Origin of the sequence: Citrobacter sp. Cpo109, assembly GCF_030332565.1 — a bacterium.
Taxonomy (GTDB): domain Bacteria; phylum Pseudomonadota; class Gammaproteobacteria; order Enterobacterales; family Enterobacteriaceae; genus Citrobacter; species Citrobacter portucalensis.
In genome coordinates this window covers 1-24043 of sequence record NZ_JAOWHQ010000044.1, presented here as the reverse complement: position 1 = coordinate 24043, position 24043 = coordinate 1, and the positions used below count along the sequence as shown (strand labels likewise).

Sequence of the window (24043 nt, the reverse complement as noted above, 5' to 3'; positions counted from 1 at the left end):
TCTTCGGATTGGCAGTGAGGGCCCAGCCCCTCACTGCAACGATATTGCTAAATCGTGCGGCGACGGGTTAACGCGACACCGGCACCGATCAGAGCCCCAACGATGCCCCACATAATCATCAGGAAGGCACGACGAGGGCTGTCACGTTTTACCGGTTCCTCCGGCGTACGCAAATAACGATAGGTCTGAAAACGCGGATCCAGAGTTGGCCCAACGTTCAGTGTGTTAAGCATGGCTCGGTTTTGGAAGTAGTCCAGATCGAAATCGGGACCAACAGATTGCAGGTTTTCGAGTCGTGCCTGCAGCATAGGACGTCCAAGCAAAAACAGTTCAGAATCGGGTAGCTCTTCAGCCGGAACGTCAGTGGAAGTACGCGAAATATTATGCTGTTCAGCAATTTTGAGAGCCTGCTCAATGTTGTGAACTCGGCGAGAGAAAATCGATTTCGCCACTTCTTCCTGGCGTTTAACCTGCGCCTTCATCTGCACAGTGCGCGCAGCCCAGGCTCCCTTTAACTCGTCGTTCAGATGACGCGCCGCACGCTGACTGGCAAACGCGACGTACTGACGCAACAGATTGTTGGCATCAGGTGCCGTTTCGGCAATCAGCTTCACGCTGTCATTGGTATTACGAACCGCATCGCCGGGCATAAACTGAATGTTATTAATCAGTTCATCCAGCATCGCCGCATCGGCTTTACTGTTACCCACCATACGTTGCTTGTAATAATCAGTCTGCTGCCAGAATTCACGGCGCGTATCCCATGAGGCAAGCTGCATGATAAATTCTTTATAGGCCTCATCCATCACTGACGGCTGATCCGCAGATGCAAGACTGGCCTTGATGTCCAGGTTACGTAAGAACTGCTGCTGAGAGTAATAGCCGCCCAACATATTAACCGTTGGCCTGTCTGAAATCGCCGTCGCGCTCCACTCCTGACGAGCAAAAAACGTATAGGCGAGAGCGACTAACGCGAAGGCGAGAGCCATACCGACGATCCACACCTTCCCTGTCCACAAAGTACGAAACAACCCACGGATGTCCAGTTCATTTTCAGCGCTCATGGCATGTTCCCCCGGTAATGGTTGTGTCATCGTACCCTCAATTTATTTGGTTAAGTTTGGTTTACTGTCACGGTTTCTACGCAACTTGCGCTTCCAGCGTTTGATAAATCTCGCTACCTTCCAGGCACGTTTAATACAATAGTCGTACAAGACAAATGCCAGTAAAAAGAGCACCAGCATCACCCATTCCGGAACGACCCGGGAATATTCAGCCAGTACACCAATGGCAGCCAGGATCGCAGCAGCCAGCGTAATCAGGACAAAAGCCTGTCGGGAGGTAAACCCGGCACGCATGATTAAATGGTGAATATGTTGACGGTCCGGGGAGAAAGGGCTCATGCCTTTACGTAAACGACGATACATGATCGCCACCATATCCATTAACGGAATAGCAATAATCCACAGTGCGGTGACCGGACTAATAGGATGCGTTTTACCTTGAGTGGTCTCCAGCAGGATCCAGATGACCGTAAAGCCAATCAGCGTACTCCCCGCATCGCCCATAAAGACCTTATAGCGCCGTCCGAGAATACCCAGGTTCAGCATGATGTAAGGCAGAATGGCGGCGATCATGGCAAAACACCAGATAGCCAGGCTTGTCTGGCCGTCAAACCACAAGATAAGCCCCATTGCGGCGAATGATACGCTGGATAGCCCGCCTAACAGACCATCAATCCCATCCACCATGTTAAAGGCGTTAATTGCAGCCCAAACGGCGAAAAGGGTAAGGAAATAGCCAAAAGGACCGAGCACCATCTCCCAAGGGCCAAAAATGAACCCAAGGCTCAACAGATAGAGCTTACCTACCGCCATCATAATGATGCCGATGATAGCCTGGATGGTCGCACGGATTTTTACACTGATATCAAAGCGGTCGTCCAGTGCACCGATAAATACCAGTACACCAGCACAAGCCAGGTAGAGAGTTGCATGCGGGATATAATAATCGGCGATGAGGAACGTAAAGCAAATGCCTGCGTAAACCGAAATCCCCCCAACCAACGGAATCAGTCCCTGATGACGTTTGCGGAAGTTGGGTTTATCCACCAATCCTATCTTTTTCGCAACCTTACGGGCAAAGAAAAGAAACAGCGTTGTGAATAAAAAAATACTGATGAGATCAGTACTTGCTGTCAGTAAATTCACTATACATACTCTCAAAGAATATCAATATATGAAGTATAACCATCCAGGCGATTATTCAGAAGAGAAACCCGATTCCATATCAGGTGGTTCTGTATGATTATTAACCACAAAATACGAATTACAACCCTTCGTCGCCAGGCGGTATGTCATACCGGATTATTATTATTGTGTCGTTAAGATTACATCCACAAAAGCAAAACGCCACGTAAAAACGTGGCGTTTTCAGATGATGCCCGAATCAGGAACGCTTCATCATATCGAAGAAGTCGTCATTGGTCTTGGTCATCGCCAGTTTGTTAATGAGGAATTCCATTGCGTCGATTTCACCCATCGGATGGATGATTTTGCGCAGGATCCACATTTTCTGCAGCTCTTCCTGGGTGGTGAGCAGCTCTTCTTTACGGGTACCGGAACGGTTGTAGTCGATAGCCGGGAAGACGCGTTTTTCAGCAATCTTACGAGAGAGATGCAGTTCCATGTTGCCGGTACCTTTAAACTCTTCGTAGATAACTTCATCCATTTTAGAGCCGGTATCAATCAGCGCAGTCGCGATGATGGTCAGGCTACCGCCCTCTTCCACGTTACGTGCAGCACCAAAGAAACGCTTAGGACGATGCAGGGCGTTGGCGTCCACACCACCGGTCAGTACTTTACCGGAAGCCGGAACCACGGTGTTATATGCACGCGCCAGGCGGGTGATGGAGTCAAGCAGAATGATAACGTCTTTCTTGTGTTCAACCAGACGTTTCGCCTTCTCGATAACCATTTCCGCAACCTGAACGTGACGGGAGGCTGGTTCGTCAAAGGTAGAGGCAACCACTTCACCTTTCACCAGACGCTGCATCTCGGTAACTTCTTCCGGACGTTCGTCAATCAGCAGCACCATCAGCACGCAGTCAGGATGATTGTATGCAATGCTCTGCGCGATGTTCTGCAGCAGCATGGTTTTACCCGCTTTCGGCGGAGCAACAATCAGACCACGTTGGCCACGACCGATCGGAGATGCCAGATCCAGTACACGCGCCGTTAAGTCTTCAGTAGAACCGTTACCACGTTCCATACGCAGACGAGAGTTTGCGTGCAGCGGCGTTAAGTTCTCAAAGAGGATTTTGTTACGGGCGTTTTCTGGTTTGTCGTAGTTAACTTCGTTAACTTTCAACAGCGCAAAGTAGCGTTCACCTTCTTTTGGCGGGCGAATCTTACCAGAAATGGTATCACCAGTGCGGAGGTTGAAACGGCGGATTTGGCTGGGAGAAACGTAGATGTCATCAGGACCGGCGAGGTAGGAGCTGTCTGCAGAGCGGAGGAAACCAAATCCATCCTGCAATATCTCCAGCACACCGTCACCAAAGATATCTTCGCCACTCTTTGCGTGCTGCTTCAGGATGGCAAAAATAATGTCCTGCTTGCGCATACGAGCCAGGTTTTCAAGGCCCATATTTTCGCCGAGAGTGATCAGCTCAGAAACCGGCGTATTCTTTAATTCGGTAAGATTCATAATGGTGTGAGTTCTTAAACTTGGGGTAAATCTCGAACTTAATGTTGTGAATGGTATGGCAGGGTCATCCATGCCTGTTTACGGCCATCAACTCATGTCTGTTCGCTGTCTGGTCACAGGAAAGTACGCAGAACTGAAACGACAAGACGGATTGAGTGACAAGCCAGGAATCTGTCCACTTCTCGCGCGAGAAACAACGGGAAGTATTGGATATAACTAGATTCAAACTTAATAAGGTATGTTTAATACGAAGTCAACACTAACTTAGCACGACTCAAGTCGGGCGTCCAGTCATCCGAATCATTTCGAAGTAGGGTCGCCCGATCATGAGACTTCCTTACGCTAAATTAGCGTCGAGGAATTCTTTCAACTGACCTTTGGACAGCGCGCCGACTTTTGTCGCCGCAACTTCACCGTTTTTAAACAGCAGCAGGGTCGGGATGCCACGGATACCATACTTCGGCGCGGTGCCTGGGTTTTGGTCAATGTTCAGTTTAGCAACCGTCAGTTTGCCCTGATATTCGTCAGCGATTTCATCCAGAATCGGAGCGATCATTTTGCACGGACCGCACCACTCTGCCCAGAAATCAACGAGGATTGCTCCGTCCGCTTTGAGTACATCCGTGTCAAAACTGTCGTCAGTCAGGTGAATAATTTTATCGCTCATAATAACTCCACAGGAATAAGCCTGGTGCATTGGTGTAGCATTAATCAACGACGTGTTGATGTAGCATTAACCAACTAAAGGTTGACTTTATTTCACCGGATACGCTTTCGTAAAGCAATAGTAAGCTGATATTCTACCACACTATGAGCAAAACACATTTAACAGAACAGAAGTTTTCCGACTTCGCCCTGCACCCAAAGGTGATAGAAGCCCTTGAAAACAAAGGCTTTCATAACTGCACGCCCATTCAGGCCCTCGCGCTGCCGCTAACGCTGGCTGGTCGTGATGTTGCCGGGCAGGCGCAAACCGGTACCGGAAAAACGATGGCGTTCCTGACGTCAACGTTTCATTATCTTCTCTCTCATCCCGCGATTGCCGATCGCAAGGTGAACCAACCGCGTGCGTTAATTATGGCGCCAACGCGTGAGTTAGCCGTGCAGATCCACGCCGATGCCGAGCCGCTGGCACAGACCACGGGTCTGAAATTAGGCCTGGCGTATGGCGGCGACGGTTATGATAAACAACTGAAAGTGCTGGAAAGCGGCGTCGATATTCTTATCGGCACGACCGGTCGTCTCATCGACTATGCAAAACAGAACCACATTAATCTGGGCGCGATTCAGGTCGTGGTGCTGGATGAAGCCGATCGTATGTACGATCTGGGCTTTATTAAAGATATCCGTTGGCTGTTCCGTCGTATGCCGCCAACCACCCAACGTCTGAACATGCTGTTTTCTGCAACCCTCTCATACCGCGTTCGCGAACTGGCGTTCGAACAGATGAATAACGCTGAGTACGTTGAAGTCGAACCGGAACAGAAAACAGGCCACCGCATTAAAGAAGAGCTCTTCTACCCTTCCAACGAAGAGAAAATGCGTTTGCTGCAAACGCTGATTGAAGAAGAGTGGCCAGATCGCGCCATTGTTTTTGCTAACACCAAGCATCGTTGTGAAGATATCTGGGGCAGCCTTGCTGCGGACGGTCATCGCGTCGGTCTGCTGACCGGTGACGTAGCACAGAAAAAACGTCTGCGTATTCTTGATGAGTTCACCCGTGGCGATCTCGACATTCTCGTTGCGACGGATGTCGCTGCGCGTGGCCTGCATATTCCAGCTGTAACGCACGTATTTAACTATGACCTGCCGGATGACTGTGAAGATTACGTTCACCGAATCGGTCGTACCGGACGTGCTGGCGCAAGCGGTCACTCTATCAGCCTGGCCTGTGAAGAGTACGCGCTGAATTTACCCGCAATCGAGACCTATATCGGCCACTCGATTCCGGTAAGCAAATATAACCCGGATGCGCTGATGACCGATCTGCCGAAGCCGTTGCGCTTAACGCGCCCGCGTACAGGCAATGGCCCACGCCGTACCGGTGGTGCTCCGCGTAATCGTCGTCGTTCAGGTTAAGAAAAGTTATGCCATACACAAAATCATTCAGCCTGTATCAAGGCGGCAAGAAAACGAATCCCGATGAGCTTACTTTAGTAAGTTATTCGGGTGAGAGAACGCAGCCAACACAGATACAGGTTGAAGGATGAAGTGTATGAATTCTACTTCGCTGTATGCGGCAATCGATCTCGGCTCGAATAGTTTTCATATGCTGGTTGTACGCGAGGTGGCAGGAAGCATCCAGACGCTCACGCGTATCAAACGCAAAGTGCGTCTGGCCGCTGGACTCAACGGTGACAACGAGCTCTCTGTTGAAGCGATGGAGCGCGGCTGGCAATGCTTGCGCTTGTTTGCAGAACGTCTGCAGGATATTCCGCATCCACAAATCCGCGTGGTCGCCACGGCAACATTACGCATCGCCGTAAATGCCGATGTGTTTATTGCCAAAGCGCAAGAGATCCTTGGCTGCCCTGTCCAGGTAATTAGCGGTGAAGAAGAAGCGCGACTGATTTATCAAGGTGTAGCCCACACAACCGGCGGTGCCGATCAGCGTCTGGTTGTGGATATTGGTGGCGCCAGCACTGAATTAGTCACCGGTTCCGGCGCACAAACCACCTCTCTGTTCAGCCTGTCGATGGGCTGCGTCACCTGGCTCGAACGCTATTTTACCGATCGTAATCTGGCACAGGAAAACTTTGACGAGGCAGAGAAGGCCGCATGTGAAGTTCTGCGCCCGGTCGCCGACAAACTGCGTTTTCATGGCTGGAAAGTTTGCGTTGGTGCCTCTGGTACCGTCCAGGCGTTGCAGGAAATCATGATGGCGCAGGGCATGGATGAGCGCATTACGCTGGCCAAACTTCAGCAGCTCAAGCAGCGCGCCATTCACTGCGGTCGTCTGGAAGAGCTGGAAATCGAAGGGTTAACGCTGGAACGTGCGCTGGTTTTCCCCAGCGGGCTGGCCATTCTGATTGCTATTTTCACCGAACTGAACATTCAATGCATGACCCTGGCCGGCGGCGCATTACGTGAAGGTCTGGTCTACGGTATGCTGCACCTGGCGGTGGATCAGGATATTCGTAGCCGCACATTACGCAATATCCAGCGTCGCTTTATGGTCGATACAGAGCAAGCACATCGCGTTGCTAATTTAGCGACTAAATTTCTCGATCAGGTAGAAAAAAAGTGGCATCTTGAACCGATTAGCCGCGAACTACTGATTAGTGCCTGTCAGCTGCATGAAATTGGCCTAAGCGTTGATTTTAAACAGGCACCACAGCATGCCGCTTATCTGGTGCGCAATCTCGATCTCCCGGGTTTTACCCCTGCGCAAAAGAAACTGCTAGCAACGCTGTTACTCAACCAGACCAATCCCGTCGATCTCTCTTCGCTCCACCAGCAAAACGCAGTGCCACCGCGCATCGCAGAGCATCTTTGCCGTTTGCTACGTTTGGCGATCATCTTCGCCAGCCGTCGCCGTGACGATCTTGTGCCGGAAATTCAAATGGATGCAAGAAACGAGCACCTGACGGTCACGCTACCAGAAGGCTGGCTGGAACATCATCCGCTGGGTAAAGAGTTAATCGATCAGGAAAGTCAGTGGCAAAGCTATGTCCACTGGCCACTGGACGTTCATTAGATGTTGGTTGCCGGATAGCGCGCGTTTACACGTATCCGGCCTACAAAATACCTACTTCGCTTTGGCTTTCGCCATCATTGCCCGAATATTAGCGATGCTGGCCTGCCCTTTTTGCATCCGCTCCTCAGCGCTCACCACTTTACGCTCTTGCTCCCAGATAACGTCATCCTGTGGCAGCTCCAGCAGGAAACGACTCGGTTCCGGACGCACCAGCTCACCGTACTGACGACGCTCTTTACACAGCGTGAAGATGAGTTCTTTCTGTGCACGCGTAATCCCTACGTAAGCCAGACGACGTTCTTCGTCGATATTGTCTTCATCGATACTGCTCTGGTGCGGCAAAAATCCTTCTTCCATTCCCACCATAAACACGTACGGGAACTCCAGCCCTTTGGAGGCATGCAGCGTCATCAATTGCACCTGATCCAGCTCTTCTTCACTCTCTCCACGTTCCATCATGTCGCGCAGAGTAAAGCGGGTAACGACCTGGGTCAGGGTCATTGGCTCTTCCAGCTCACTGCCTTCCAGCATCTCCGTCATCCAGCTGAACAGCGTATTGACGTTTTTCATACGCATTTCAGCCGCTTTCGGGCTCGGCGAGGTTTCATACAGCCAGGATTCGTAATCAATACCATGAATAAGATCGCGCACAGCGGCAACCGGTTCGCGCTCCGCCAGGCGCTGAATTTCACCCAGCCAGTGCGTAAAGCGGGTCAGAGAGTCATACCCGCGCCCGGTCAGTGTCTGGCTAAGCCCCATATCAAAGCTGGCGGTAAACAGGCTTTTATTACGCGTCATCGCCCATTCACCCAACTTTTGCAGCGTAGCCGGACCGATTTCACGCTTTGGCGTGTTTACGATGCGCAAAAATGCGCTGTCGTCATCCGGGTTGCTCAGCACACGCAGGTAGGCCAGCAGATCTTTAATTTCCGGACGCGAGAAGAACGATGTTCCGCCGGAAATTTTGTACGGGATACGGTTCTGCATTAGAAACTTTTCGAACACGCGTGACTGATGGTTGCCGCGATACAGGATGGCGTAGTCTTTATATTGAGTCTTGTTCACAAAGTGATGGGCAATTAATTCCCCGGTCACGCGTTCCGCTTCGTGCTCTTCATTATTGGCACTTAGTACCTTCAGCTCAGCACCGTAACCCAGCTCGGAAAAGAGCCGCTTTTCAAAGACGTGTGGATTGTTCGCAATGAGGATGTTCGCCGCCTTAAGGATGCGACCTGATGAACGGTAGTTTTGCTCCAGCTTCACCACCTGCAAAGCCGGAAAATCTTTGCTCAACAGTACCAGGTTCTGCGGACGGGCGCCGCGCCAGGAGTAGATCGACTGATCGTCATCGCCCACGACGGTAAAGCGCGCACGTTTCCCTACCAGCAACTTCACCAGCTCGTACTGGCTGGTGTTAGTATCCTGATATTCATCCACCAGCAGGTAGCGGATTCTGTTTTGCCAGCGCTCACGTACTTCTTCATTGCGCTGTAGCAGCAGCGTGGGAAGCAGGATCAGATCGTCAAAATCGAGGACGTTGCACGCCTTCATATGCGCGTCATACAGACCATAGCAGTGGGCAAAAATACGATCGCGCTCGCCCTTTGCGCTGGCTGCCGCCTGCGCTGGCGTCATCAGATCGTTTTTCCAGTTGGAGATCGTCGAGATCAGCTGCTGGAGAATAAGCTTATCGTTTTCGATTAGCCCTTCGGTCAGTTCCTTAAGCAAGGCCACCTGGTCAGTATCGTCAAACAACGAGAAGTTAGACTTCATCCCCAACGCCGCATATTCACGCTTAATGATATCCAGTCCCAGGGTGTGGAAGGTGGAGATCATCAACCCACGCGCCTCTTTACGACCCAGCGTTTGTGCCACGCGCTCTTTCATCTCGCGCGCAGCCTTATTGGTAAAGGTCACTGCCGCAATATGTCGTGCCTGATAGCCACATTCACGGATCAGATGGGCAATTTTGTTGGTGATAACACGCGTCTTGCCGGAACCCGCTCCCGCCAGCACCAGGCAAGGTCCGGTGACGAATTCGACGGCTTGTTGTTGTCCGGGGTTCAAACGCATAAAGGGTCACTCATGAAAGTCGGGAGGGGAGAATAACAGCGTGGTAGTATAGCCAGCCTTAACCACCCCACTCAAGGCACGATCATGGCAAAAACAGCAGCAGCAGTGCATATCCTTGTTAAAGAAGAGAAACTGGCACTGGATCTTCTGGAGCAGATTAAAAACGGCGCCGACTTCGGCAAACTGGCGAAAAAACACTCCATCTGCCCATCAGGCAAACGCGGCGGTGATTTGGGCGAATTCCGTCAGGGCCAGATGGTTCCGGCATTCGACAAAGTGGTCTTTTCCTGCCCTGTGCTGGAGCCAACCGGCCCGCTGCACACTCAGTTCGGCTACCACATCATTAAAGTGCTGTACCGTAACTAAAAAAGCCGGGTGGCGGCTACGCCTTACCCGGCCTACATTTTACGATTTTGTAGGTCGGGTAAGCGAAGCGCCACCCGACAAGATTTATTAGCCTGCGACCGCAATGCGCTTCATATCGGTCATGTAGCCACGCAGTTTCTGGCCCACTTTCTCGATAGCATGGCCGCGAATCGCATCGTTCACGTCACGCAGCTGCGCGTTGTCTACCGCGCCTTCAGCAATCGCTTTGCCCAGGTCGCCGGTCTGCAGGGTGGTCATGAACTCTTTCAGCAGCGGTACGCAAGCGTAAGAGAACAGGTAGTTGCCGTATTCTGCGGTATCAGAGATAACCACGTTCATTTCGTACAGACGCTTACGGGCAATGGTGTTGGCGATCAACGGCAGTTCGTGCAGTGATTCGTAGTAAGCAGATTCTTCGATGATGCCGGAATCCACCATAGTTTCGAACGCCAGCTCAACGCCCGCTTTCACCATCGCAATCATCAGAACGCCTTTATCAAAGTATTCCTGCTCGCCGATTTTACCGTCGAACTGGGCAGCGGTTTCGAACGCGGTTTTGCCGGTCTCTTCACGCCAGGTCAGCAGTTTCTTATCGTCGTTAGCCCAGTCAGCCATCATACCGGAAGAGAATTCACCGGAGATGATGTCATCCATGTGTTTCTGGAACAGCGGTGCCATGATCTCTTTCAGCTGTTCGGACAGCGCGTAAGCACGCAGTTTCGCCGGGTTAGACAGACGGTCCATCATCAGGGTGATGCCGCCCTGCTTCAGCGCTTCGGTGATGGTTTCCCAGCCGAACTGAATCAGTTTTTCAGCATATGCCGGGTCAGTACCCTCTTCCACCAGCTTATCGAAGCACAGCAGAGAACCGGCCTGCAGCATACCGCACAGGATAGTCTGCTCACCCATCAGATCAGATTTCACTTCCGCAACGAAGGAGGACTCCAGCACACCCGCACGGTGACCGCCAGTAGCCGCAGCCCAGGCTTTAGCAATCGCCATGCCTTCGCCTTTCGGATCGTTTTCCGGGTGAACGGCGATCAGCGTAGGTACGCCGAAACCACGTTTGTACTCTTCACGCACTTCTGTACCCGGACATTTCGGTGCCACCATCACGACGGTGATGTCTTTACGGATCTGCTCGCCCACTTCCACGATGTTGAAGCCGTGGGAGTAACCCAGCGCTGCGCCGTCTTTCATCAGCGGCTGTACAGAACGCACAACGTCGGAGTGCTGCTTGTCCGGCGTCAGGTTAACCACCAGATCAGCCTGCGGGATCAGCTCTTCGTAGGTACCCACTTTGAAGCCGTTTTCGGTCGCTTTACGCCAGGAAGCACGCTTCTCAGCAATGGCTTCTTTACGCAGTGCGTAGGAGATATCCAGACCGGAGTCACGCATGTTCAGGCCCTGGTTCAGACCCTGAGCGCCACAGCCGACGATGACCACTTTTTTACCCTGAAGGTAGCTCGCACCATCGGCGAATTCGTCGCGGCCCATAAAGCGACATTTACCCAGCTGTGCCAGCTGCTGGCGCAGGTTCAGTGTATTAAAGTAGTTAGCCATGATGGTGTACTCCGTGATGTTGTGTTGTGGTGCTTATTATTCGGTTCGCAGATTTGTATTTGCGAGATTGAATCCACATTACAACAGGAAATTTATTGCGGAAATTGATATATTCACAACGTCACATTGCAATTTATGCAACGTAGAAAATCGGAGGCTCGTCTGTGGATTTACGCGATCTGAAAATGTTCCTGCATTTGGCTGAAAGTCGTCACTTTGGCCGCAGCGCGCGGGCAATGCACGTCAGCCCATCCACGCTTTCCCGGCAGATTCAGCGCCTCGAAGAAGACCTCGGCCAGCCGCTGTTTGTGCGCGATAACCGCACGGTTACGCTGACCGAAGCAGGTGAAGAGCTGCGCGTGTTTGCCCAACAGACGCTGTTGCAGTACCAGCAGTTACGTCACACCCTCGATCAACAAGGGCCGTCGCTGTCAGGCGAACTGCATATCTTCTGTTCGGTAACTGCCGCCTACAGCCATCTGCCGCCAATCCTTGACCGTTTCCGCGCCGAGCATCCGTCAGTGGAAATTAAGCTCACCACCGGCGACGCTGCCGATGCGATGGACAAAGTGGTCACTGGTGAAGCCGATCTGGCGATTGCCGGTAAGCCCGAAACACTGCCTGGCGCGGTGGCGTTCTCGATGCTGGAGAATCTGACGGTTGTGTTGATCGCTCCGGCGCTGCCCTGCCCGGTGCGTAATCAGGTATCGGTCGATAAGCCAGACTGGTCGACGGTGCCGTTTATCATGGCCGATCAAGGTCCAGTACGCCGCCGCATCGAGCTGTGGTTCCGCCGTCACAAAATCAGCAACCCATCGATTTACGCCACGGTAGGTGGCCACGAAGCGATGGTCTCAATGGTGGCGCTGGGCTGCGGCGTGGCGCTGCTGCCGGAAGTGGTGCTAGAAAACAGCCCGGAGCCGGTGCGTAATCGCGTGATGATTTTAGAGCGCAGTGACGAAAAAACACCGTTCGAGCTTGGCGTCTGCGCGCCGAAAAAGCGGCTGCATGAACCGCTGATCGACGCGTTTTGGAAGATTGTTCTGGAACGTAAATCCGCAGAGTAGCGCCAGCGTCAGGTCTAAAATCAGTGGTAGATTCAGTATTGGCGCTCCTTTTCTGTATAATGTCGTGATCCATTGTAGTGGGGGGCTTGTTAACCATCGCGTTAAGCAGGCCAGAACAGACGGTGTCATTGCGCACTTGACAGCGAAAATACAAACTTAATTAGCCATCATTATGATAATCAAACCAAAAATTCGTGGATTCATCTGTACAACGACCCATCCGACTGGCTGCAAAGTCAACGTGGAAAAGCAGATCGAGTATGTTAAGCAGAACGGGAAAATCGAGAACGGCCCGTCTCGCGTGCTGGTGATCGGTGCTTCCACCGGTTACGGTCTGGCTTCCAGAATTTCCGCCGCCTTTGGCAGCGGTGCCGCCACTATCGGCGTATTTTTCGAAAAACCGGGCACGGATACCAAACCAGGTTCCGCAGGCTGGTATAACTCTGCAGCTTTCGACGAAGCGGCCAAGCGTGAAGGTCTGTACTCCAAAAGCATCAACGGCGATGCGTTCTCTGACGAATGCCGTGATGAAGTGATCAAACTTATCAAAGAAGACCTGGGTCAGATTGACCTGGTGGTTTACTCACTGGCTTCCCCAGTGCGTAAAATGCCGAAAACCGGTGAAATCGTCCGTTCAGCGCTGAAGCCAATCGGTGAGGTTTACACCTCTAAAGCGATCGATACCAATAAAGATCAGATCATCACCGCCAGCATTGAGCCGGCTACCGAAGAAGAAGTACAGAACACCGTCACCGTCATGGGCGGCGAAGACTGGGAACTGTGGATGGGTGCGCTGAGCGAAGCGGGCGTGCTGGCTGATGGCGTGAAAACCGTAGCCTACTCCTACATCGGTACCGACCTGACCTGGCCAATCTACTGGCACGGCGCACTGGGCAAAGCGAAAGAAGACCTCGATCGCGCGGCGGGTGAGCTGCGTAACCAGCTGGCACCGCTGAACGGTTCCGCTAACGTTGCGGTACTGAAGTCCGTCATCACCCAGGCATCTTCTGCGATTCCGGTAATGCCGCTGTACATCTCCATGGTCTTCAAGCTGATGAAAGCGCAGGGCATTCACGAAGGTTGTATTGAGCAGATCAACCGTCTGATGACCACCAGCCTGTACGGCGATAAAGTGGCGCTTGATGACAACCAGCGTATCCGTATGGATGACTGGGAACTGCGTGACGACATTCAGCAGGCATGTCGCGATCTGTGGCCGCTGATCACTACCGAAAACCTGGCGCAAGAAACTGACTATGCAGGATACAAGCAAGAATTCCTGAACCTGTTCGGTTTTGCCCTCGACGGTGTGGATTACGATGCTGACGTGAATACCGAAGTCGAATTCGACGTTATCACGCTGTAATCTGCTGATACAGTAGCAAAAAGGGTTCATGTTTTTACATGAACCCTTTTTTAATGGCTGTCGTTAACCCGCCAGGAAGAACCTGAACGCCGGGTTATGTGTTTCATCATGGCAGTCATAACCCAGTTCATTCAGCCGCGTTTCGAAATCAGGCTCGTGTTCACCCAACTCAAACGCCGCCAGTACACGACCATAGTCAGTGCCGTGACTGCGATAGTGGAACAATGAAATATTCCAGTGCGTCCCCAGGGTATGCAGGAATTTGAGCAACGCCCCCGGCGACTCCGGAAATTCGAAGCTATAAAGACGTTCCTGTAAGGGTTTCGACGGACGTCCACCGACCATATAGCGCACGTGTAGCTTCGCCATCTCGTCATCAGACAGATCCACCACGCTATAGCCGCCCTCATTGAGCAGTTGCAGGATTTCCTTACGCTCTTCCAGCCCGCGGCTCAGACGTACACCGACAAAAATGCAGGCGTCTTTCGCATCCGCAAAGCGGTAGTTAAACTCGGTCACCGAGCGCCCGCCCAGCAGTTGGCAAAACTTAAGGAAGCTGCCCTTTTCTTCCGGGATGGTCACGGCCAGCAAGGCTTCGCGCTGTTCCCCCAGCTCGCAGCGTTCGGAAACGTAGCGCAGGCCGTGGAAGTTAACGTTAGCGCCGGAAAGAACATGCGCCAGACGCTCGCCGCGAATATTATGCTGGGCGATGTATTTTTTCATCCCCGCCAGCGCCAGCGCCCCGGAAGGCTCCGCCACCGCGCGTACATCTTCGAACAGGTCTTTCATTGCCGCGCAAATAGCATCGCTATCCACGGTAATAATATCGTCGAGGTATTCCTGGCACAGACGGAAGGTTTCATCGCCAATACGTTTCACCGCCACGCCTTCGGCAAAGAGACCCACACGCGGCAGATCCACCGGATGACCGGCATCCAGCGCCGCTTTCAGACAGGCCGAATCTTCCGCTTCCACGGCAATCACTTTGATTTGCGGCATCAGCTGTTTTATCAGCACCGCCACGCCCGCCGCCAGACCACCGCCGCCAACTGGCACAAAAACGCGATCGAGATGCGCGTCCTGCTGGAGCAGCTCCAGCGCCAGCGTGCCCTGCCCGGCAATCACCATCGGATGATCGAACGGCGGCACCCAGGTAAAACCCTGCTGCTGCGACAATTCAATCGCTTTAGCTTTGGCTTCATCAAAGTTCGCGCCGTGCAGCAGCACTTCCCCGCCGAAGCCGCGAACGGCATCGACTTTGATATCGGCGGTAGCCGTTGGCATGACAATCAGCGCCTTCACGCCTAATCGCGCAGAAGAGAAAGCGACGCCCTGAGCATGATTACCAGCCGATGCGGTAATGACGCCATGCGCTTTTTGTTCTTCGGTCAAGCCCGCCATCATGGCATAGGCACCGCGTAGCTTGAAGCTGTGAACGGGTTGACGGTCTTCGCGCTTCACCAGAATGACGTTGTCGAGGCGCGAAGAGAGTTTTTCCATTTTCTGTAGCGGCGTTACCTGTGCCGCTTCGTATACCGGCGCACGCAGTACCGCTCTGAGATACTCGGCGCCCTCAGGAGCGCCGGATAGAGGTTGTGAATCCGCCATGATCATTATCCCCCGAGCTTCGACTTATCGCGCACCGCACCTTTGTCGGCACTGGTTGCCAGGCTGGCGTAGGCGCGCAGTGCAAAGGAGACCTGACGCTGACGATCTTTTGGCGTCCAGGCTTTGTCACCGCGAGCTTCCTGCGCTTCACGGCGCGCAGCGATTTCCGCATCACTCAGTTGCAATTGAATGCCACGATTCGGGATATCGATGGCAATCATGTCACCATCTTCGATAATCGCGATATTACCGCCGCTGGCCGCTTCCGGAGAAACGTGACCAATGGAAAGCCCCGAAGTACCGCCGGAGAAACGACCGTCGGTAATCAGCGCGCAAGCCTTACCGAGGCCCATCGATTTCAGGAAGGTGGTTGGGTAGAGCATTTCCTGCATGCCTGGTCCGCCTTTCGGCCCTTCGTAGCGAATGACAACCACGTCGCCAGCCACCACTTTACCGCCGAGAATCGCTTCTACCGCATCATCCTGGCTTTCGTACACTTTTGCCGGGCCGGTGAATTTGAGGATGCTGTCATCCACGCCTGCGGTTTTTACAATACAGCCGTTTTCCGCGAAGTTACCGTACAGAACTGCCAGACCGCCGTCTTTGCTATAAGCGTGCTCCAGCGAGCGAATGCAGCCTTCAGCACGGTCGTCATCCAGCGTATCCCAACGGCAATCCTGTGAGAATGCCTGGGTAGTACGAATGCCGGCCGGGCCGGCACGGAACATTTTTTTCACCGCGTCGTCTTTGGTCAACATCACGTCATACCGATCAAGCGTTTGCGGCAGAGTCAGACCCAGCACGTTTTTCACGTCGCGGTTCAGCAGTCCGGCACGATCCAGTTCGCCTAAAATACCCAGAACGCCGCCTGCGCGGTGTACGTCTTCCATATGGTATTTCTGCGTGCTCGGCGCCACCTTACACAGCTGCGGGACTTTGCGGGACAGCTTGTCGATATCACTCATGGTGAAGTCGATTTCCGCTTCCTGCGCGGCCGCCAGCAGGTGCAGAACGGTATTGGTGGAACCGCCCATGGCGATATCCAGCGTCATGGCGTTCTCAAACGCCGCTTTGCTGGCAATGTTGCGCGGCAGGGCGGAGGCATCATCCTGCTCGTAATAGCGTTTGGTCAGCTCGACGATGCGCTTACCTGCGTTGAGGAACAGTTCTTTACGGTCGGCGTGAGTCGCCAACAGCGAACCGTTACCCGGCTGCGACAAGCCCAGCGCTTCGGTCAGGCAGTTCATCGAGTTAGCGGTGAACATACCGGAACAGGAGCCGCAGGTTGGGCAAGCGGAACGCTCAACCTGCTCGCTTTGTGAGTCGGAAACTTTCGGGTCAGCGCCCTGAATCATCGCATCAACCAGGTCAAGCTTGATGATTTGGTCAGAGAGCTTGGTTTTCCCGGCTTCCATCGGACCGCCGGAAACAAAGATCACCGGAATATTCAGGCGCAAAGAGGCCATTAACATCCCGGGGGTGATTTTGTCGCAGTTGGAGATGCAGACCATCGCATCAGCGCAGTGGGCGTTAACCATGTACTCAACGGAGTCAGCGATCAGCTCACGCGACGGCAGTGAATACAACATGCCGCCATGGCCCATGGCGATACCATCATCCACAGCAATGGTGTTGAACTCTTTCGCCACGCCGCCTGAGGCTTCGATTTGTTCGGCAACCAGCTTACCGAGATCGCGCAGGTGGACGTGACCCGGCACAAACTGGGTAAAGGAGTTCACCACAGCGATAATCGGTTTGCCGAAGTCATCATCGGTCATCCCGGTAGCGCGCCACAATGCGCGGGCACCCGCCATATTGCGGCCGTGGGTGGTGGTAGCAGAACGATACTTAGGCATGCTTGATTAACTCCCGTCTGTCTTTCCCCTTCATACTTCACGCCGCAGGTGCGTTGACCGCCTCGCTCACCCCAGTCACTTACTACAGTAAGCTCCTGGGACTTGCTGCGTTGCCGTCTTCCTGCAACGTGAATTATTTTGGGGAAATATTAATTTTGTTATTGGTTTACTGAATCCAACCAGCCGTATTTATCTTCCGTTTCACCGGTGAAGAGGCCAAAGAAGGCCTGCTGGATGCGTTTGGTGACCGGACCGCAGCGGCCTTCGCCCACCTGGATACCATCGACACTGCGTACTGGGGTGATTTCGGCCGCGGTACCGGACATGAACACTTCGTCGGCCAGGTACAGTGATTCACGGGACAACACCTGCTCACGCACTTCGATATCGAGATCTTTCGCCAGCTTAATGATCGCGTCACGGGTAATACCCGGCAGTGCAGAAGAGGTAAACGGCGGGGTAAACAGAATGCCGTCTTTTACTTCAAACAGGTTTTCGCCCGCACCTTCGGAGATGTAACCATTCACATCCAGCGCAATGCCTTCCTGATAGCCATGACGACGCGCTTCGCTACCTACCAGCAGCGAAGACAGATAGTTACCGCCCGCTTTAGCAGCAGTAGGGATGGTGTTCGGCGCAACGCGGTTCCAGGAAGAAACCATCGCGTCGATCCCCTGCTCCAGCGCTTCTGCACCAAGGTAAGCACCCCACGGGAACGCGGCGATGATCACGTCAGTGGTGTATCCCGCTGGCGGGTTAACGCCCATCCCCACGTCGCCAACAAACACCAGCGGACGAATATAGGCGCTGGTCAGATTGTTTTTACGAATCACCTCGCGGCAAGCTTCCATCAGCTCATCAACGCTCTGAGAAACCGGAAAACGATAGATCTTGGCTGAATCACGCAGACGCTGCATATGTTCGCGATGACGGAACACCACCGGCCCTTTGTGAGAATCGTAGCAACGGATGCCTTCGAATACTGAAGTACCGTAGTGCAGCGCGTGGGACATCACGTGAACCTTCGCGTCTTCCCAACGAATCATCTCGCCATTAGACCAAATGTAATCAGCTTTTTTCGTCGTCATTTTTCTTCCTTTTGCGCTCAGGCGCGGATTTGTTGTGATGTGGTTGTGCTCTGGCAGATAGCAACATGTGCAACGTCTACCAGTTTACTTAACTGACTAAACAGTAAGTCGACCGACCGGGGGCTGGCAACGGTCAATTCGATATTTATATTTTGCGCATCGCTGGCGGCTTCCATATTCATGGAGCACACCTGAAAACCACGATGGCGTACCACGCGTAAAACACGTTCTAACGTTTCCGGATTGAAACGAGCCTCAACGGCGACCTGATGTTGCATCATGATAATTTCTCCAGCATTTCTGAGTTACTGGCACCTGGCGGTACCAGAGGCCAGACATTCTCAAGTTCGTCGATTGAGACATGAAGCAGGTATGGCCCCTCGCTGTTCAGCATGGTGTCGAGTGCCGCTTCAACCTGGTCTTTACGGGTGATGTGTTGACCTGGTATGCCGAAGGCGCTGGCCAACATGAGGAAATCGGGGTTATCGGTAAGGGTGGTTTCGCTATAACGTTCCTGGAAAAACAGCTGCTGCCATTGTCGCACCATGCCTAACCGCTGGTTGTCGAGTAAGACTATTTTCAGCGGCAACTGCTTGCGTTTTACGGTGCCCAGTTCCTGTACATTCATCATGAAGGAACCGTCACCGGAGATACAGATTACCGTATCGTTCGGGCGAGCAACCTGCGCGCCAACCGCTGCTGGCAGGCCAAAGCCCATCGTACCCAGGCCGCTCGAGGTGATGAAATTTTCCGGGCGGGTGTAGGTCATATGCTGCGCCGACCACATCTGATGCTGACCAACATCCGTTGTCACTACGCTGTCCGCGGGTTTGCGATCGGACAACTGCTTCAACAACAGTGGCGCGTAGATAGCCTCACCGGGATGATCATAGCGCCAGGTATGCTCTGTGCGCAGTTCAGCGCTATGTTGACGCCATGCGTCAATCTTCAGAGATTGCTGCAATGCCGGCAGCAGAGAATTTAAATCACCTTGCAGGGCGACGTGCGCCTGGCGCAGCTTGTTCATTTCCGCCGGGTCGATATCCATGTGGATCACGCTGGCATTCGGTGCGAAGGTATTCAGCTTGCCGGTCACCCGGTCATCAAAACGCGCGCCCACTGCAATCAGTAAATCACATTCTTGCACCGCAAAATTTGCCGCTTTAGTGCCATGCATTCCCAACATACCCAAATAGTATGGGTAGTCAGCTTCTACTGCGCCCAGCCCCTTCAACGTGCAGGCGACCGGCATTTGGGTTACCGCGATAAATTCACGCAGGGCCGGGACCGCCTGCGCCATACCAACACCGCCACCGACGTACAGGATCGGTTTTTGCGCCTGCGCCAGCATTTTACGCGCCTGCTCAACATCAGCGTGCGGGAAAACCTCTACATTTTCGACGGTCGTAAAATACGGCTCCAGCGTACCGCTGGCCAGCTGGATGTCTTTCGGGATATCAACCAGAACCGGACCCGGACGACCGGAGTTCGCCACAGCGAAAGCCTCTGCCATGATGCGCGGCAGTTCTTCCAGTGACTGCACCAGGAAACTGTGTTTGGTGCAGGACAAAGACATACCCAGAACGTCCACTTCCTGGAACGCATCCGTTCCGATGAAAGGTGAGGCCACCTGACCGGTGATCGCGACCACAGGAACAGAATCTAACAGCGCATCGGCAAGGCCGGTGATCAGGTTGGTAGCGCCAGGACCCGAAGTGGCGATACACACGCCGGTTTTACCGGTCGCACGGGCATAGCCAATTGCCGCCATTGCCGCGCCCTGCTCGTGTCGGCACAACAGGTGTTCTACGCCGCCGTCATACAACGCATCGTAAACCGGCATAATTGCGCCACCAGGATAACCAAAGACGGTTTGAACCCCTTGTGCACGCAACGCATGTACCACCCACTGTGCCCCATTCATAGTTACATCCCCGCCGTAAATCTTGAGAAACAGAATTTTATGCTACCGCTCACTTTCTGCTCCTCATGTATGTTTTTAAGGTCAAAAAAAACCCCCGGACCTTTCGGTGCGGGGGTCTTAGTTCGTTAAGGCTTGTTTTCTAAGCCTTTCCTCGTCCAAGTGCAGCCCCGCACGGTGGGATAATAATCACCACCACGCTAATCACGACCAGGCTAATCACTCGTAGAAGGGCTGTCATTTTTGTATTTTCTTGCATCTTGTTCGAAGGAATACCTAAAGAGTTACCATAGAATTTGCAAATGACACAAGATATTTTTTTATTCGTTTTTCTGACGCCGTTAACGGTTTAGATAAATATCATTGTTTTTTATACAAAAAATCAAAAGTGAAAATATTTCACGTTTCAGGTGATTCTCGGCAACCCGTTCCCTACTAAAAACGTTATTCAAAAGCGTTTGCGGGCGCTATTCCAGGCTTTATGCAAGCAGTATTGAGCTACATAAAAACACGGGAATAAGCCTCTAAAAACCGTAATTATGTGAAATCTTGCCGCGATGTATTGCGACATAATGCTTTCATCAGGAGGGCTTATGTCACTATCGATTGTTCACACACGCGCTGCGCTGGGCGTGAATGCGCCAGCCATTACCATCGAGGTACATATCAGTAATGGTTTGCCTGGTTTAACCATGGTGGGATTACCCGAAACAACGGTAAAAGAAGCCCGCGATCGGGTTCGCAGTGCGATTATTAATAGCGGTTATGAATTCCCGGCGAAGAAGATAACCATAAACCTCGCTCCGGCCGATCTCCCGAAAGAAGGGGGACGATATGATTTACCTATCGCAGTTGCGCTTCTGGCAGCGTCTGAGCAGCTTACAACCCATAACCTCGATACATATGAGCTGGTAGGCGAATTAGCGCTTACAGGCGCGTTACGCGGCGTTCCCGGTGCGATATCAAGTGCAACTGAAGCTATTCGCGCAGGCAGGAGAATTATTGTCGCAAAAGAGAATGCAGCTGAAGTGGGACTGATACACGGTGAAGGGTGCCTTATTGCCGATCATCTACAGGCTGTATGCGCATTTCTCGAAGGTAAGCATGATTTAGACAGACCATCATCGGCAGATTTTACCCCCTGCGCATTAGCAGATGATCTGAGCGATGTTATCGGCCAGGAACAAGGTAAACGCGGACTGGAACTTACCGCAGCTGGCGGTCATAACCTCTTACTCATCGGGCCGCCGGGAACGGGTAAGACCATGCTGGCCAGTCGCCTGAGAGGATTGCTTCCGCCACTGAGCAATGATGAGGCACTGGAAAGCGCCGCGATTCTAAGTCTGGTCAATTCCGACACGCTACAAAAACAGTGGAAACAACGCCCTTTTCGTTCGCCGCATCACAGTGCTTCATTAACCGCCATGGTCGGTGGAGGCTCTATTCCTGCGCCAGGCGAGATATCTCTGGCGCATAACGGCATACTGTTTCTGGATGAACTTCCCGAGTTTGAGCGGCGCACGCTGGATGCACTGCGAGAGCCCATTGAGTCCGGGCAGATTCATTTATCCCGCACTCGGGCAAAAATAACTTACCCCGCGCGTTTTCAGCTTATTGCTGCCATGAATCCCAGCCCAACAGGACATTATCAGGGGAACCATAACCGCTGTACCCCAGAGCAGACACTACGCTACCTCAATCGATTATCAGGTCCATTTCTTGACCGCTTCGATCTCTCCCTCGAAATCCCCTTACCGCCGCCCGGCATACTCAGCCAGAGCCAGGTAAAAGGGGAAGATAGCGCAACAGTGAAGCAACGCGTTATGGCAGCACGAGAGCGTCAGTATCAGCGGCAGAATAAGTTAAATGCGCATCTGGACAGTCAGGATATCCATAAATACTGTCCATTGCGTAGCGACGATGCGCAGTGGCTTGAAGAAACGCTCGCGCATCTCGGATTATCCATCCGCGCCTGGTTACGCCTGATAAAGGTCGCTCGAACGATCGCGGATATAGAACAATCTGACCATATATCTCGCCAGCACTTACAGGAGGCTGTTGGGTATCGGGCGATAGACAGATTACTCATTCATTTGCAGAAACTACTGGCATAAAAAAAGGGCTTTCGCCCTTTTTTATTAATCATCAGATTCGGTGTAGTCTTCCGCACCTTCCACCTGAGGTTTCCCGCCAGACAGCGTGTGGAAGCGTTTTGGACGCTTAATGCGCGTCATGTATTTGGACCACACACGTTCAGCTTCGGTAACCGGTTCGCGCTCACCACGGCATACCGCAACAAACAGTTTTTCTTCTTCCGTTACCGGCTCACGCTTGCCCAGATCCAGCTCGTTGAAAGCATAACCGTGACGCTCAAGCAGTTGTGCTTCTTTAATGGTGAAATCACCATGACGGGAGAATCCGCGGGGATAATATTTATTATCGAAATATCGATTAGTCGTCGTAAAGCTTTCCGCCATCCTGCACGCTCCTAATTCTTTGGCCGAGCTATTTATGGCGCGGAGTATTAGTTACGCTTGACAGAGCGTCAAACAAAAGATTTAAATCATAACGACAAATAATTTTATGGAGCGAGTTGTGGATACGGAATTGTTAAAAACTTTCCTGGAAGTTAGCCGGACACGCCACTTTGGCAGGGCTGCTGAAGCGCTCTATCTGACCCAATCAGCGGTTAGTTTTCGGATCAGACAACTGGAAAATCAATTGGGTGTAAACCTGTTCACCCGACACAGAAACAATATCCGTTTAACCGCTGCAGGTGAAAAATTATTACCTTACGCTGAAACGCTGATGAATACGTGGCAAGCAGCACGTAAGGAGGTTGCGAATACCTCGCGGCATAACGAGTTTTCTATTGGTGCCAGCGCATCCCTCTGGGAATGCATGCTTAATGGCTGGCTGGGGCGTTTGTACCAATCCCAGGAGCCACAATCCAGCCTGCAATTTGAAGCGAGGATCGCACAGCGACAGTCGTTAGTAAAACAGCTTCATGAACGACAGCTTGATCTATTGATTACTACCGAAACGCCCAAAATGGACGAATTTAGCAGCCAACTGTTGGGATATTTCACGCTGGCGCTCTATTGCAGTTCTCCTTCACAAACCAAAGATGAACTGAATTATCTGCGTCTGGAGTGGGGACCTGACTTTCAGCAACACGAGGCTGGATTGATTGCGGGAGATGAAGTGCCGGTACTTACCACCAGTTCGGCAGAATTAGCCAGGCAGCAACTTTCAGTCCTCAAAGGTTTTAGCTGGCTACCGGTCAGCTGGGCTAAAGGTAAAAGCGATCTCCATACGGTTACCGACAGTACAACGCTTTCACGCCCGTTATATGCAGTTTGGCTGCAAAATAGCGATAAACATGCGCTGATTTGCGATCTGCTGAGAACGAATATTCTGGAAGATTAAGGAAAATGCTGGCAAGGATGCCGGGAGTAAAATAGAAAGAAGGAAAAACTCAAATTACAGGTAAAAAAAAATCCTTAGCAATAATGCTAAGGATTGTTTCTGGCAGGGGCGGAGAGACTCGAACTCGCGACACCCGGTTTTGGAGACCGGTGCTCTACCAACTGAGCTACGCCCCTAAATCTTCTTATCATTAAGCCTGCTTAGTAGCAGGCTTAATTTTCTAATAAGTGGCGGAACGGACGGGACTCGAACCCGCGACCCCCTGCGTGACAGGCAGGTATTCTAACCAACTGAACTACCG

At 52.4% G+C, this 24043-nt stretch carries 21 protein-coding genes and 1 tRNA gene; 7 read left to right on the top strand and 15 right to left on the bottom strand.

The features are described from left to right. Positions 1 to 47 precede the first annotated feature (47 nt). From wzzE to trxA, 5 genes are all read right to left on the bottom strand, one after another. The gene (wzzE, locus tag OGY71_RS04145) at positions 48 to 1094 is read right to left on the bottom strand and encodes an ECA polysaccharide chain length modulation protein (protein ID WP_003829003.1); all 1047 of its coding nucleotides are present in this window, start codon (positions 1092 to 1094) and stop codon (positions 48 to 50) included. 12 nt (positions 1095 to 1106) lie between these two features. Further along, a complete protein-coding gene (wecA, locus tag OGY71_RS04140) occupies positions 1107 to 2210 on the bottom strand; it encodes a UDP-N-acetylglucosamine--undecaprenyl-phosphate N-acetylglucosaminephosphotransferase (protein ID WP_003829006.1) in 1104 nt (367 codons plus the stop codon). Between the two features lie 238 nt (positions 2211 to 2448). Beyond that, on the bottom strand, positions 2449 to 3708 hold the full coding sequence (gene rho, locus OGY71_RS04135) for a transcription termination factor Rho (RefSeq protein WP_002437993.1): 1260 nt from the start codon (positions 3706 to 3708) through the stop codon (positions 2449 to 2451). Between the two features lie 87 nt (positions 3709 to 3795). Further along, complete coding sequence (locus tag OGY71_RS04130; protein ID WP_049259789.1) at positions 3796 to 3915, bottom strand: rho operon leader peptide; 120 nt, start codon at positions 3913 to 3915, stop codon at positions 3796 to 3798. 130 nt (positions 3916 to 4045) lie between these two features. Continuing rightward, the gene (gene trxA, locus OGY71_RS04125; RefSeq protein ID WP_001280776.1) at positions 4046 to 4375 is read right to left on the bottom strand and encodes a thioredoxin TrxA; all 330 of its coding nucleotides are present in this window, start codon (positions 4373 to 4375) and stop codon (positions 4046 to 4048) included. Positions 4376 to 4518: 143 nt separating this feature from the next. Between trxA and rhlB the strand changes: the two genes are divergently transcribed. Both rhlB and gppA read left to right on the top strand, forming a co-directional pair. Then, positions 4519 to 5787, top strand: coding sequence for an ATP-dependent RNA helicase RhlB (rhlB, locus tag OGY71_RS04120; RefSeq protein ID WP_003829013.1), 1269 nt, complete (start codon positions 4519 to 4521; stop codon positions 5785 to 5787). Between the two features lie 136 nt (positions 5788 to 5923). Continuing rightward, positions 5924 to 7405 (top strand): guanosine-5'-triphosphate,3'-diphosphate diphosphatase, encoded by a 1482-nt coding sequence (gene gppA / locus OGY71_RS04115; RefSeq protein WP_153753938.1) that lies wholly within the window; start codon positions 5924 to 5926, stop codon positions 7403 to 7405. Positions 7406 to 7456: 51 nt separating this feature from the next. Here the strand turns inward: gppA and rep are convergent, their stop codons facing one another. Further along, positions 7457 to 9478 (bottom strand): DNA helicase Rep, encoded by a 2022-nt coding sequence (rep, locus tag OGY71_RS04110; RefSeq protein ID WP_240389538.1) that lies wholly within the window; start codon positions 9476 to 9478, stop codon positions 7457 to 7459. Positions 9479 to 9562: 84 nt separating this feature from the next. Between rep and ppiC the strand changes: the two genes are divergently transcribed. Next, complete coding sequence (gene ppiC / locus OGY71_RS04105) at positions 9563 to 9844, top strand: peptidylprolyl isomerase PpiC (protein ID WP_003017999.1); 282 nt, start codon at positions 9563 to 9565, stop codon at positions 9842 to 9844. Positions 9845 to 9931: 87 nt separating this feature from the next. On the opposite strand, the gene ilvC is transcribed toward ppiC, so the two are convergent. Next, on the bottom strand, positions 9932 to 11407 hold the full coding sequence (gene ilvC / locus OGY71_RS04100) for a ketol-acid reductoisomerase (RefSeq protein WP_003829020.1): 1476 nt from the start codon (positions 11405 to 11407) through the stop codon (positions 9932 to 9934). A 164-nt stretch (positions 11408 to 11571) separates the two neighbouring features. Here ilvC and ilvY point away from each other — a divergent pair, with 164 nt between their 5' ends. After that, complete coding sequence (gene ilvY / locus OGY71_RS04095; protein WP_003829023.1) at positions 11572 to 12474, top strand: HTH-type transcriptional activator IlvY; 903 nt, start codon at positions 11572 to 11574, stop codon at positions 12472 to 12474. A 172-nt stretch (positions 12475 to 12646) separates the two neighbouring features. Then, positions 12647 to 13840, top strand: coding sequence for an enoyl-ACP reductase FabV (gene fabV, locus OGY71_RS04090; RefSeq protein WP_008787067.1), 1194 nt, complete (start codon positions 12647 to 12649; stop codon positions 13838 to 13840). Between the two features lie 63 nt (positions 13841 to 13903). On the opposite strand, the gene ilvA is transcribed toward fabV, so the two are convergent. The 6 genes from ilvA to ilvL all read right to left on the bottom strand — a co-directional run bounded on the left by ilvA (position 13904) and on the right by ilvL (position 20554). Then, positions 13904 to 15448, bottom strand: a complete 1545-nt coding sequence (ilvA, locus tag OGY71_RS04085; RefSeq protein ID WP_003018007.1) for a threonine ammonia-lyase, biosynthetic — start codon at positions 15446 to 15448, stop codon at positions 13904 to 13906. A gap of 5 nt (positions 15449 to 15453) precedes the next feature. After that, positions 15454 to 17304 carry a dihydroxy-acid dehydratase gene (ilvD, locus tag OGY71_RS04080; RefSeq protein WP_003829028.1) on the bottom strand — a complete coding sequence of 617 codons (1851 nt, stop codon included), beginning with the start codon at positions 17302 to 17304 and terminating at the stop codon, positions 15454 to 15456. A gap of 158 nt (positions 17305 to 17462) precedes the next feature. Further along, positions 17463 to 18392 (bottom strand): branched-chain amino acid transaminase, encoded by a 930-nt coding sequence (locus OGY71_RS04075; protein ID WP_003829030.1) that lies wholly within the window; start codon positions 18390 to 18392, stop codon positions 17463 to 17465. Positions 18393 to 18409: 17 nt separating this feature from the next. After that, on the bottom strand, positions 18410 to 18673 hold the full coding sequence (gene ilvM / locus OGY71_RS04070; RefSeq protein ID WP_003018017.1) for an acetolactate synthase 2 small subunit: 264 nt from the start codon (positions 18671 to 18673) through the stop codon (positions 18410 to 18412). Next, positions 18670 to 20316 carry an acetolactate synthase 2 catalytic subunit gene (gene ilvG, locus OGY71_RS04065; protein ID WP_003829032.1) on the bottom strand — a complete coding sequence of 549 codons (1647 nt, stop codon included), beginning with the start codon at positions 20314 to 20316 and terminating at the stop codon, positions 18670 to 18672. The genes ilvM and ilvG overlap by 4 nt, the downstream gene beginning before the upstream one ends. Positions 20317 to 20455: 139 nt before the next feature. After that, positions 20456 to 20554, bottom strand: coding sequence for an ilv operon leader peptide (gene ilvL / locus OGY71_RS04060; RefSeq protein ID WP_001311244.1), 99 nt, complete (start codon positions 20552 to 20554; stop codon positions 20456 to 20458). A 352-nt stretch (positions 20555 to 20906) separates the two neighbouring features. Between ilvL and OGY71_RS04055 the strand changes: the two genes are divergently transcribed. Then, entirely contained in the window at positions 20907 to 22427 is a 1521-nt protein-coding gene (locus OGY71_RS04055) for a YifB family Mg chelatase-like AAA ATPase (protein WP_048237104.1), read from the top strand. A 24-nt stretch (positions 22428 to 22451) separates the two neighbouring features. On the opposite strand, the gene maoP is transcribed toward OGY71_RS04055, so the two are convergent. Then, positions 22452 to 22790 carry a macrodomain Ori organization protein MaoP gene (gene maoP / locus OGY71_RS04050; RefSeq protein ID WP_003018025.1) on the bottom strand — a complete coding sequence of 113 codons (339 nt, stop codon included), beginning with the start codon at positions 22788 to 22790 and terminating at the stop codon, positions 22452 to 22454. Between the two features lie 106 nt (positions 22791 to 22896). Between maoP and hdfR the strand changes: the two genes are divergently transcribed. Then, entirely contained in the window at positions 22897 to 23742 is an 846-nt protein-coding gene (gene hdfR / locus OGY71_RS04045) for an HTH-type transcriptional regulator HdfR (protein WP_008787063.1), read from the top strand. 100 nt (positions 23743 to 23842) lie between these two features. On the opposite strand, the gene OGY71_RS04040 is transcribed toward hdfR, so the two are convergent. Then, positions 23843 to 23918 (bottom strand) — tRNA-Trp (locus tag OGY71_RS04040). Positions 23919 to 24043 lie beyond the last annotated feature (125 nt).